At 39.0% G+C, this 12568-nt stretch carries 10 protein-coding genes and 1 pseudogene; 9 read left to right on the top strand and 2 right to left on the bottom strand.

Annotated features, from left to right (window positions below; translation table 11 throughout):
- Window positions 1-313 precede the first annotated feature (313 nt).
- From B9T33_RS11280 to B9T33_RS11270, 3 genes and pseudogenes are all read left to right on the top strand, one after another.
- Complete coding sequence (locus B9T33_RS11280) at window positions 314-1942, top strand: long-chain-fatty-acid--CoA ligase (protein ID WP_086179000.1); 1629 nt, start codon at window positions 314-316, stop codon at window positions 1940-1942.
- Between the two features lie 242 nt (window positions 1943-2184).
- Window positions 2185-3071, top strand: a pseudogene (locus B9T33_RS11275) (DMT family transporter).
- Window positions 3072-3436: 365 nt separating this feature from the next.
- Window positions 3437-4702 carry an MgtC/SapB family protein gene (locus B9T33_RS11270; RefSeq protein ID WP_086179052.1) on the top strand — a complete coding sequence of 422 codons (1266 nt, stop codon included), beginning with the start codon at window positions 3437-3439 and terminating at the stop codon, window positions 4700-4702.
- Window positions 4703-4720: 18 nt separating this feature from the next.
- Here the strand turns inward: B9T33_RS11270 and yddG are convergent, their stop codons facing one another.
- Window positions 4721-5641, bottom strand: coding sequence for an aromatic amino acid DMT transporter YddG (gene yddG, locus B9T33_RS11265; RefSeq protein ID WP_086178999.1), 921 nt, complete (start codon window positions 5639-5641; stop codon window positions 4721-4723).
- A 307-nt stretch (window positions 5642-5948) separates the two neighbouring features.
- Complete coding sequence (locus B9T33_RS11260; protein WP_086178998.1) at window positions 5949-6842, bottom strand: DUF4198 domain-containing protein; 894 nt, start codon at window positions 6840-6842, stop codon at window positions 5949-5951.
- A gap of 105 nt (window positions 6843-6947) precedes the next feature.
- Here B9T33_RS11260 and B9T33_RS11255 point away from each other — a divergent pair, with 105 nt between their 5' ends.
- The 6 genes from B9T33_RS11255 to ureG all read left to right on the top strand — a co-directional run bounded on the left by B9T33_RS11255 (window position 6948) and on the right by ureG (window position 12566).
- Window positions 6948-8504 (top strand): DUF2271 domain-containing protein, encoded by a 1557-nt coding sequence (locus tag B9T33_RS11255; RefSeq protein ID WP_086178997.1) that lies wholly within the window; start codon window positions 6948-6950, stop codon window positions 8502-8504.
- A 26-nt stretch (window positions 8505-8530) separates the two neighbouring features.
- On the top strand, window positions 8531-9121 hold the full coding sequence (locus B9T33_RS11250) for a PepSY-associated TM helix domain-containing protein (RefSeq protein WP_086178996.1): 591 nt from the start codon (window positions 8531-8533) through the stop codon (window positions 9119-9121).
- A 10-nt stretch (window positions 9122-9131) separates the two neighbouring features.
- Window positions 9132-10598 carry an NADPH cytochrome P450 oxidoreductase family protein gene (locus B9T33_RS11245; protein ID WP_086178995.1) on the top strand — a complete coding sequence of 489 codons (1467 nt, stop codon included), beginning with the start codon at window positions 9132-9134 and terminating at the stop codon, window positions 10596-10598.
- Window positions 10599-10798: 200 nt separating this feature from the next.
- A complete protein-coding gene (gene ureE / locus B9T33_RS11240; protein ID WP_086178994.1) occupies window positions 10799-11281 on the top strand; it encodes an urease accessory protein UreE in 483 nt (160 codons plus the stop codon).
- Window positions 11268-11933: an urease accessory protein UreF gene (locus tag B9T33_RS11235; protein WP_086178993.1), complete on the top strand. Its 666-nt coding sequence runs from the start codon at window positions 11268-11270 to the stop codon at window positions 11931-11933. Before ureE ends, B9T33_RS11235 begins: the two co-directional genes overlap by 14 nt.
- 18 nt (window positions 11934-11951) lie before the next feature.
- Window positions 11952-12566 (top strand): urease accessory protein UreG, encoded by a 615-nt coding sequence (gene ureG / locus B9T33_RS11230; RefSeq protein ID WP_086178992.1) that lies wholly within the window; start codon window positions 11952-11954, stop codon window positions 12564-12566.
- The last annotated feature ends 2 nt before the right edge of the window (window positions 12567-12568 follow it).

Below are 12568 nucleotides of genomic sequence, written 5' to 3'. Positions count from 1 at the left end.
TTTTGTCGGTGGAATATGTAAGACATAAAAGAAATTTTTTAAATAATAATATGGTTTTTAACAAAAAATAGATCTGAGTTTATTAGCATTTTATACCACTAAAGCCTTAACAATATGACGAATAAAACAGTGGATTCTGTTTGAAATTCAGGTTAAAACATTAGCATCAGTTTTGGATATGCGTTTTCATATCTAGTGCTCATAAACTATAAATTGGTTGGATATTGAACTAAAAAAGTTTAAACAATCCACAAGTCTGCAGAGATTTGCGGAATTAAAAATAAACGTACTATGGATAATTCGGGAGCAATGAATGCTTGGTAATATGATGTTTAAACCGCTGTTGATTAGTAGCATGATTGAACATGCTGGACGTTATCATGCGGATAGTTTGGTTATTTCTAAAAATACTGATACCACTATTACCGAAACCACTTGGGGCAAAGTTCATGAGAACTCAAAACGCTTTGCTAACGTTTTAGCGTCATTGGGGCTGAATTTAGGTGATCGAGTTGCGACTATTGCTTGGAATAATCATCGCCACTTAGAGTCTTGGTATGGCATTTCAGGGAGTGGTTTTGTTTGTCACACCATTAATCCGCGTTTATTTCCTGAACAACTCATTTTTATTATTAACGATGCTTCTGACCGCGTACTTTTATTTGATAAAACCTTCTTACCTTTAGTTAAAGCAGTTCGACCGCTATTAAAATCGGTTGAACACTATATTTGCCTAGACGCAGCAGATGCAACGATTGCAGAAGATTTTCCTGACATCAAATTTTATGATGATTTGATTGCTGCACAGGGTCCTGACTTTGCTTGGCCTGAACTAGACGAGTTATCGGCAAGTTCACTTTGCTATACCTCTGGAACAACGGGTAATCCAAAAGGCGTGTTGTATAGCCATCGCTCAACCGTATTGCATAGTTATGCGATCTGCATGCCAGATTCGCTGAATGTATCTGCACGCGATATCATGATGCCAGTAGTACCTATGTTCCATGTGAATGCTTGGGGCACACCTTATGCCGCAGCGATGGTTGGATGTACATTGGTATTACCAGGCCCAGGGCTTGATGGTGCGAGTCTGACTCAAATGATAGATCGTTATAAAGTATCGGTTGCTTTGGGTGTGCCAACAATTTGGCAGGGTCTGATCAATGCTGCACAGCAAGCGGGTAGTCAGCTACCGACTCTTACACGTAATGTCGTTGGTGGATCAGCATGTCCACCTGCGATGCTAAAAGTATTTAAAGAACAGTTTAACTGCGAAACCATCCATGCTTGGGGGATGACCGAAACCAGTCCATTGGGTTCTGCAAATCAATTTAAAGCGAAACATCAATACTTGTCAGCAGATGAACAATTACAAATTCGTTTGTCTCAAGGTCGTCCACCATTTGGTGTGGATTTACGAATTACCGATGAAGAAAATGGTACGCATGAAGTTGCACGTGATGGCGAAACCACAGGTAATTTACAAATCCAAGGGCATTGGATCATCAATAATTACTTTGGTAAAACAGAGTCTGCACTGACTGCAGATGGTTGGTTTGACACGGGTGATATTGCAACCTTAAATGAAGATGGATTTCTTAAAATCAGCGATCGCTCGAAAGATTTGATTAAATCTGGCGGTGAGTGGATTTCATCTGTAGAACTTGAAAACTTAGCAATGGGTCATCCAAAAATTGCCATGGCCGCAGTGATTGCAGCAACACATCCGAAATGGGATGAACGCCCAATTTTAATTGCCATAAAAAAACCAGATGTAGATTTATCCGACACTGAAATATTGGATTACTATGCCGATAAAGTTGCTAAATGGCAGGTGCCAGATAAAGTGATCTTTGTCGATGCTATTCCACTTAGCGGGACAGGTAAAATGTTGAAAAAAGATCTACGTGAGAAATTTGGTTCAGTTTTATTAGACAGCTAATTGATGCTGTGTATTGATTAGACCTGTAAATATCATGTGAAAGGCCCTAAGAAATATTATATTTTTTAGGGCTTTTCATTTTAAGCAAATGATCAATATAAAAAACTACTTTATAAGGCAGTATAAATAAAAAATTATTCAATCATTGATAACAAAGTTCAATTAATAAAATCAGCAATATGGTCGATTTAAAAAGATGAAAAGCGTAAATTAAATTTGCACTTATCCATTATTCATATTTTATGTTTCCAGTTTGGATTTTATTTACTCTCATGGCTGCGTTTATGCAGTCTTGGCGAAATGCATTTCAAAAGCAATTGAGTACCACAGTCGATGTCTATGGTGTGACATTGGCACGTTTTATTTTTGGTTTTCCATTTGCCTTGATCTATCTGACTGTGCTGTATCATCAGCATCCCATACAAACCGCCACAACATTCACCTCTAAGTTTTGGGTCTATATTGCTATCGCAGGATTAAGTCAAATCCTTGCGACCATATTGATGGTGTTGTTATTTAAACAAAAAAATTATGCCATTGGTGTGGGTTTAGCCAAAAGTGAAGCGATACTAGCCGCTATAGTTGCTGTAATTTTTTAAGTGAACACTTAAGTTTTCTTGGCTGGATAGGTGTTTTAATTGGTGGTGTGGCGGTATTTCTATTAAGTAAAGGTAGTCAATTACAAAAACTTTCTTTGACCACTTTATGCATAGGAGTGGGCAGTGGATTAAGTTTCGCTATCACATCTTTGTTGGTTCGTGAGGCAAGTCTAGAATTAACCAATTTGCCTGTTTTACATCGCGCAGCTTGGGTCTTATTCAGCGTGATTGGTTTTCAATGTTGCATCATGCTGTTATATCTTGGTCTATTCAGCAGAAAAACCCTGTTGGCGATGTGGCAACGCATTGGGCTTACATTTCGCGTAAGTGTCTGCAGTTTCTTAGCATCATTGGGCTGGTTTACTGCCATGAGTATGCAAACCGTTGCGATTGTAAAAACACTGGGTCAAATTGAAATTCTATTTAGCCTGCTCATTTCTGCTTATTTCTTTAAAGAAAAATTGGCACGTTCAGATCATTGGGGCTTAGGGCTAGTCGTGATTGCAGCGATCTTGGTCATTTGGGCTTAATTCAAGTGAATTGAGGTGCAAGTTTTATTGTGTCAATTAAAGCAGCTCATTTCTTATTGGCTGCTTAATACTATTTTTGAGTGACTCGTGCTCACATATAAAAACGAGAAAAAGATACTTTTATTTATCCTGAGGTAGAAAGTCATTAAAAAAATACATCCATATTTTCCATAATCCTCTATGTAATTAAAGTGCTGTAAACTAAATAAAATTTAAAAAATTAAAATAGAAAAGTAGATCAAAAATTGCTAAGTTTAAAATGAGTATCAAAAGAATATCATCCATTTTTTGAGTGTTCATGAGTGAGGGTCAAGTTATTGGAAACACTTTTGCAAACTTTAGAGTTTCATGAATTGTTGACTATTATGGCTTCGGCACTAGGTTGTGGGCTGCTGATTGGTTTAGAGCGCCAGCGTAAAAATAATGCAGGTGGTGAACAAAGTTTCGCAGGTTTACGTTCTTTTACTTTATGTGCGTTGCTGGGTGCCTTATGTTTTTTAATTCATTTAACTGTAGGTTTGGTTGGTGCAGTTACGGTAGGCCTCTTTAGTTATTATGGTTTGATTAAACAACAAAAAGATATTGGTGCTACCACAGAACTTGCTTTTGTAATGACCTATTTTATAGGCGCGGCATGTGTATATAACATTGCTTTAGCTGCCAGTTTAGCAGTGGTGCTCACGATTATTCTTATGACTAAAACCGTACTGCATAATTTTGCAGGCAGTTGGATTAAAGAATATGAATTGCGTGATGGCTTGTTCTTATTAGCGCTTATACTGATCGCACTTCCGATGATGCCCAATGGTGAACTTTGGGGCGCAGTTTTAAACCCCTATGTCATTTTTAAACTACTTATTTTAATTTTAGTGGTCCAATCCTTAGCGCATATTGCGAAACGCTTATTGTCTGCCAATAAGGCTATTATTTTATCTGCAATCGCTTCTGGATTTGTTTCAAGTACAGCAACTATTGCAAGTTTGGGTATGGAAGTACGAGCAGGGAAAGCCTCGGCTAAATCCAATGCTGGTGCAGGACTTTTTTCTTGTGTTGCAACCTTAGCGCAATTATTGATTATTGTCCTTGGTGTCAGTTTCGCTTGGTTTAAATTACTCCTATTACCTTCAATTATGGGGATGGTGATTTTATCCATCGTGGCTTTTTATCTGATTTACAGCAGCACCAAACAAAGTCAGGTGAATGAATATTCACATCACCAAGATGCTCAAAATCTAAAAGACGATGCTTCTAATGGTGTTGTTGAAAATCTAGCTAAAGATACTCGGATGTTCAGTTTAAAAGAAGCGGCTATTATTGCTGTCACGTTAACAGCAATTCAGGTCATGGTGTATGGATTTACAGTGTTGCTAGGTGATAAAGGGTTGGTTCTAGGTACTTTGTTGGCTTCACTTTTTGAGATCCATGCCGCCATAGCAACAGTTGTGATGCAAGGTGATATACAAAATATAACGTTAGTTTATGCCGTTGTTATTGGGTTATTCGCGCACGCTCTTTCTAAAAGTATTAACGCTTTTTTAACGGGTGGCTGGAAATACTTTTTATATTTCGCACCCACTCAAATCTTCCATATGCTTTGTGTCATTGCTGTACTCATGTTAACTCTAAAATGAATATGTTCTATCTCAAACTTAGCCATGTAACTGCTGCAATTTTGCCTTAATCTGTGGCCAACTGGTCGAAACCCAGCAAACTAAAGAACCTAGCGTCACTAAAATTGCACCATGCCAAAAACTCATACTGAGTGGAGTTTGTAAAATCATCATCGAAATCACGGATGAAAAAATAGGACTAAAATAGGAGAGTGTGACAAGGATCGTAATATTGCCTCGAATAATCCCCACATTCCAAGCTGCATAGCCTAAAGCCGTCACAGTTGAAACAATCAGCATATACATGCCCGTGGTTAAATCAATCTCTGGAATGTTTGGCACACCATGAAGGATCAATGTTTTTAGCCAAAGTACAACTGTAATCATCAAAAAGAAAAATGAAATTGGGTTATGTCCATGACTGTATTTTTTCGTGATGACGCAATAGAGCGCCCAGAGGCTAGCACCCATAAACGCTAAAATATAGCTAATCGGGTTACTTTGAATGTTGGCAAATACGGTTTGCCAATTAAAGCTGCCATTACCTGTTTGAATTAAGATAATTCCGCCCAAGCTAATACATAAACCAATGATGACCAAAATATTAAACTTCAATTCTTTAAATAAAATCAGTGCCAGAATCGTCAAACTTGGCCATAAATAGTTCACTAAACTAATTTCAATGGCTTGTTGAGCAGTTTGAGCCAATGCAATTGCGTATGAGAAACACAATTCATAGATCACAAATAGAACTGTCGCAAAAATTAAATAATGACGTGGAATTTGCTTTAAATTTGGGATGCGAAACAGCAGTAATAGGATGACTGCACTAAATGTATACATAAATAGCACGGCAAGATCAGGTCCAATATTGAAACTAATTTTTTTCAATAAACCTACAATCGATGACCATTGTAGAATCGCACTGAAACCAATCAGTGTCGCTAGATTTTTGGACATGAGCTTAAAAGTGTGGCTAAGTTAACAATGAATAATAAACAGTATAATGATTATAAAAATGAGGTGGGAGGTTTCTAAATAATATTTATTCAAATGGTAAAAATTATAAAAATATTTGAGAGCGCTTCTGAGTTGCTCTAAATGATATATCTTTTTTATATCACCTATATGCACATTCACAATTTACACGCATGAAAAAACCACTTTAAAACTCGGCAATATTAAATTTGCTAGCTTAAAGTGGTTTATAAACACTCTCAACTCAAATATTCATTGCTAAGAATGAATTACTTCAGTTGCTCAGAACTTACTCGTTAACTTGAACTGTCAAACCATATGTGTAGTTTGCAGTTGCAGGTTTTTTCGTCGCGTCAGGATTAGCTTCTGGGTATGAGGTGGTAATCAGATAGATACCATCATCGCTAAATTTAATTTCGGCTTCGCCTTTAGCATTGGTTGAAACGTGTGGCATTTCACGTTTCTCATTTGGCTCATAGCTGCTCGCACCTTTGAACACATCTAATTCTAAGTTTGGTACAGGTTTACCATCGACTAAAACTTGTAGTTTTAAGCTTTCACCTTCGTACAATTCATTTGGATGTGTCAAAAGTTTCACTTCAAAACCTTTATTAGTCAGTTTTGGAAGAGGAGATGGCTTGCCTTTGGTCACGTAGCTTTCAGCAATGAGGTGATTGGTCACTTCAAGTGTTTGTGCATTGGCTGGGACTTGATCTGCTGCAATCATACGAGGTGGTTGATTATTTGCAGGAGCAGCTGCTGGAGCTTTTGCAGGTTCTGCTGCACGAGTTGCTTGTTGTTGTGGATTTGGCGCACGGGCAGGACGTACACGTAACCAACGACCATCAACTAATGCATATTTACCACTATTGCCAACAGCATCTTGTGTGCGGATTTGGTATGTACCTTCTTTAGGCATATCCATTTCTGCAATATTAAAACGCTTTAATGTCGCAGCCGCAGTAACTGGTTTTTGCTGACCATCTGGTTCAGTTACAACATAACTGGTTTTAAAGTTCATCCCAGGAATAAAAAACTTCTCAATCGTAATGGCACTTTGGAAACTGATGTTCTGGCCAGCATTGGTATCAAAGACTTCAGGTAATAAAAAAGGACTCATGGTATGTGCATGAGATAAAACCGGAAGGGATGTTAATAAAGCAATTTTTAACCAGTTATTCATTTTCCGAACTCGACAGGAAATAAAATTAAAATAATCTGACATAATCTACTTGATAACTACTATCATTATCAATAATAATTCTAAAAAATATTTAGGAGAGTCAGAATGACTTCTGCTGTAAACAAAGATTACCCACATCGTAAGGCATTTCGTCTCACACCATTGGTTATGGCGTTGGCATTGATATCTCCTTTACAGGCATTCGCTGCTGAACAAACAAGCAGTGCCGTACCTGCGGAACATGAAGCACAGCAAACGCATCGTTTCCATCGAGATCATGTTTTAGGTACATCGCTAGATGTGATTATTACAGGTGTGTCTAAGCAACAAGCCAATCAAGCACTTGATGCTATGCAAAAAGAAATTGCAGCATTGGATCAAAAGCTTTCGGTTTGGCGAGCTGACAGTGAAATTTCTGCATTAAATGAAAAAGGTGCTGTAAATAATGCATCACCTGAGCTGATTGAAGTGATTGCAGCGTGTGAAGTATGGCGTGATAAAACCTGCGGTGCTTTCGATGCGCGTTTAGGTCAACTCATTGCACTGTGGGAAAAATCTCAAGGTGTGGTGAAGCTGGATGATGAAACACGTGCTGCTGTTTTAAAAGAACTTAAATCAGATGCGGTGCAAATCAATCAAGAAAAAACATCTATTCAATTAAATGCTGATGTGAAAATAGCTCCTGATGCCTATGCCAAAGGTTATATCATTGACCGTGCATTGGTTGCTGCACGCCAACATGTGCCTGAAATAGCCGGCATTTTGGTCGATATTGGCGGTGATATTCGTGTGTGGGGCAATGCGCCACAAAAACAAGGCTGGAGCATTGGTGTACAAGATGCCTTCAACCATCATGACTTAGCTGTACCATCTCAAGTGTTAAATTTAAATGATCAAGCGGTTGCTTTTTCAGGTAAAGGTTATCGTACCCTCGCTGGTCAAAGTCATTTATTAGACCCAAAAACAGGTTTACCCCTTCAAGAAGTTGAACAATGTGTGGTTGTTGGCAAATGTGCAGCAGATGCGGATGCCTTAGCAACTGCACTTGCAGCAATGACCCCTGCAGAAGGGATTGAACTGATTGAAAGCTTAATCGGTTATGAAGCGCAAATGACGCTTTCAAATGGTGATAGCTTCCAATCTGCGGGTTGGAATAATTTACTTCAAGCACAATCACCTGAAATGTTAGCGGTTGCCGCAGGCGCTTCTGCAAAATGGCCTGCAGGTTATCAAGCAGTGATTGATTTAACCATTCCAAAAATCAATGTTGAAAAATACCGCGCGCCATACGTTTCAGTTTGGGTGACGGATGCCAATAAAAAAATCGTCCGTACCTTAGCTGTATGGGGTAAAGATGATAAATGGATCAACTCAAACTATGTTTGGTGGAAACGCTACGGTCGTCAAATGACCAATTTGGATGCTGTTGCTAAACCATCTCGTCACCCAGGTAATTATAAACTTGCGTGGGATGGTAAAGATGACAATGGTCGTGCTGTCGCAGCAGGTCAATACACTGTGCATATTGAAACTTCGCGTGAACATGGCGACCATTCGTATCAAACGATTAATTTGCCTGTTGGTAATAAACCAAGCAAACAAAACCTCGCAGCGCAAGCTGAAATTGGTGCTGTAAATATGAACTTCCAAAAAGTTCATTAATCAAGTTGGATTGAAGGTTTATTTAAGTGTACCAACGTCGTGATTTTTACCGCCATGCACGCTATGTGCATGGTTGGTTATCAGCTTTTGCTTTTTTAATTTTAATATTCTTCGCTTTGACTGGGTTATTTTTAAATAATCCGAGTTGGTTTGAGCCAGCAAAAGACGAAAATACAGTGACTGTGACCATGAGTCCTGAACTTATTAGCAAAGCGAAAGCACAAGAAAACCCAAGTACGGAGATTTTAAATTTTGTCCGTGCCAAACAGCCTGTAGTGGGACGTTTTCAAAGTAGCGAAGTCATGGACAATGAAGTGATGATTCGCTTAGAAAGTCCTGCTGGCTCAACTGATGTCTGGGCAATGCTCGATACAGGCGAAATCGAAGTGACCACCAAACCTGCATCCACTGTTTCATTAATCAATGATTTGCACCGTGGTAAAAATTCGGGAACGGCATGGAGTTGGCTAATTGATATTAGTGCAATTGTCATTCTATTTTTGTCGATCGCAGGCTTCATTTTATTTTTAAGTATCAAATCTCGTTTATTGACGCATTTGCTACTGACGGCTACAAGTCTGGCGGTATTGATATTACTCATTTGGACTGCGGTGTAGGTGCATTTTCATGACACAAGCTGTAACTACACTGCTCATATTCTTTGCATTACTTTTCATTTTATATGTGATTGCTATCGTATATTTGATGTTAAAGCAGTCAAAATCAAAACGGGGAAAGTCCATTTCCCCCGACTCACTTTTGGTCGTATATGCGACGCAGTCGGGGCAGTCTGAACAGATCGCGACGCAAACTGCTGAGCAATTAAGTCACGCCAATCAAGTCGAATTAGTCAGTACTGAGCATCTTAGTGCTGAACAATTACAAGCTGCCAAGCAAATGATTTGGGTGGTCAGTACTTATGGTGAAGGTGATGCGCCAGATCAAGCACAGCATTTCGATCAGCATATTTTAAAGTCAGCTTTGGATTTATCTCAGCAGCAATATGCCATATTGGCGCTGGGTGACCGTCGTTATGCAAATTATTGTGAGTTTGGTTATCGACTCAATCAATATTTGCAGCAAAATCAAGCACAGCCATGGTTTGATTTAGTCACTGTCGATCAAATGTCTCAGGATGATTTGTCTCATTGGAACAATTTGTTGGCACAGCATTTTCAGCAAGATCTGGAAATCAGTACCCAACAGCGCGAATGGCAGAGCATTCAGCTAAAGTCACGTCGATTGTTGAATGAAGGCAGTCAGGGGCAACCGCTCTATCAAGTGGTATTTGATTGTCCGAAAGCGTTGCAATGGCAATCGGGGGATATTCTCGTAATTAAATGTGAAAATAGCAATCAAGATTTGACCGATTTTCATTTGCTTCATAGTGAGTTGAATCAAATTCAACTGGAACAGTTACGTGCGCGTAATTTACGTGAATTACCTATTCGAACCTATGATCAAGATCTAACGCAGTGGTTAAATCGCTTTAAACTTTTGCCACTACGTGAATATTCAATTGCCAATATTTGTGTAGAGCAACAGCTTACTTTGGTGGTACGACAAGAACATAAAGCCAATGAACTTGGACTAGGTTCAGGACTGTTAACCCAAGGATTAAAACTTGGACAAAGCTTAAGTGCACATGTACGATCAAATCCAAGTTTTCAGTTGCTTGCTGGTGCTCAACCTGCCATTTTCATTGGAAATGGTTCTGGGATAGCAGGACTTTTTGGTCACATTCAACATCGTATTGCCGATGCACATTATCAAAACTGGTTGATCTATGGTGAACGAGAGTTGGCACATGACAATATTTTCGCTGAAGAATTGCAAAACTTAAAACAGCTTGGAAAAATTTCTGAATTGAACCGAGTATTTTCACGTGATGATTCGACCGAAAGATATGTGCAAGATATTTTGCGTCTCAAAGCTGAAATATTAAAACTTTGGATGAAACAAGGCGCTGTAATCTATCTTTGCGGCAGTTTGAATATGGCACAAGGTGTGGATGAAGCACTACAAGAAATTTTAGGTGCAGATCAGTTGAATGACTTGCGTAAATCAGGTCGTTATCGCCGTGATGTTTACTAGCCTTTAGCGTTTTTCAAACATAATCAAATCCTCCGTTATCGGGGGATTTTTTATATCAGTTCATTTTTATACTTATATAAGCCTAAAAATAATATTGGCATGAATAGTGCTTTATTTTAATGCAAGTAATTCATTTAATGCTGAATTTGGCATCAATTTAGTACATGAATCAATAAAAGATAAATTCAAATTGGGTAAATATGAAAATTTATACGGAAAGACTTGAAGCAAATGTCGTACAAGAAAATGTAGCTGTGATTGAGCTCACTTTTGATACACGACAAAAGAGCCGATTTCGTGCAACTTTGTTTGATGGGCACGAGATTGGTGCAGATTTACCCCGTACAGGAATTTTAAGACATGGCTCATTTATTGCGACACCACAAGGTGATGTTTTACGCGTAGATGCCAAGCCTGAAAAATTAATGAAAATTGAAGCAAATAATAGCTTTGATTCATTAAAAGCTGCATATCACTTGGGGAATCGCCATGTGCCATTAATGCTGACACCTACGGCTTTATATTTTGAACCAGACCATGTTTTAGCTGAAATGATTATCGGCTTGGGGCTAACAGTTGAAGAAACCCTACATCCTTTTGAGCCTGAAAGTGGGGCATATGCACAGCATCAGCATGATCATCGTTTAAGCCCAATTAAGGCTTTGCATCATGTCAGTCACTAAGGCTTCACAGTTATTAAGTCTGCTGACCTTATCTTCTACGACGTTGCCGATCGGTGCATATTGCTATTCTCAAGGGGTTGAAAGCGCAATTGATCAAGGTCTGATTCATGATGAAGCATCAAGTATTGCTTACTTTGAAGAAGTCTTGGAAATGCTGTTGGTACGGTTTGAATTACCGTTATTAAAGCGCTTGATTGAACATTTTGACCAAGCTGAGCAGTTTGATGATTGGGCACAATTTTACCGTGCAAGTCGTGAATCTAAAGAGTTACTTGCCGAGTCACAACAGTTGGCATTTTCACTTAATGCGTGGATACGTGATGTATTGAAACAGCCTGTGAAATTGAAAAAGCAGTTGGGTTTTGTGCCCATTTACGCACAGCTTTGTGGTGAGCTAAAGCTCAATGTGGCTGAAGTGTTGACTGCATATACCTTTACTGTGCTGGAAAATCAGGTCTTGGCTGCAGTTAAAACCGTACCCCTTGGGCAAATGAGTGGGCAACGAATTTTATGGCATTTGCACAGACTCATTCCGCAAGCCATTCAAGATGCGATGGCGTTGCAAGACTTTGAGTTGAGTAGTGCTCTACCTAAATATGCCATGTTGAGCATGGCACACGAAACACAATATTCACGATTATTCAGATCTTAAAAATAAAGGACCTTTCTCATGACAGAACGTAGCCCATTACGCGTAGGTATTGGTGGCCCAGTTGGTTCGGGAAAAACTGCGTTGACTTTAAACCTATGTCAGGCACTGCGTGAAAAATACAACATGGCAGTCGTGACCAACGATATTTATACCAAAGAAGATTCAAACTTTTTGACACGTCATGAAGCCATGTCTCCTGAACGAATTGTGGGTGTGGAAACAGGTGGTTGTCCGCATACAGCTATTCGTGAAGATGCCTCGATTAATTTAGCTGCCATTGATGATTTGTGCGAAAAATTTGATGGACTAGAGTTGATCATTATTGAAAGTGGCGGCGATAACTTGGCGGCGACATTCAGCCCTGAACTATCTGATCTGACACTTTATGTGATTGATGTTGCTGGTGGTGAGAAAATTCCGCGTAAGGGTGGGCCGGGTATTACCAAGTCTGATTTATTAATTATTAATAAAACTGACCTTGCGCCAATGGTGGGTGCAAATCTTGATGTGATGGATCAAGACGCCAAACGCATGCGCGGTGAAAAACCTTTTCTATTTTCCAATATGAAAACCAAAGATGGCTTAAACGACATCATCAATTTTATTGAGAAACAAGGTTTATTTAAGGCTTAAGG

This window comes from Acinetobacter sp. ANC 5054 (genome assembly GCF_002135295.1).
Taxonomy (GTDB): Bacteria; Pseudomonadota; Gammaproteobacteria; order Pseudomonadales; family Moraxellaceae; genus Acinetobacter.
The sequence above is the reverse complement of the archived record's forward strand: the minus strand, read 5'-3'. Positions and strand labels throughout refer to the sequence as shown.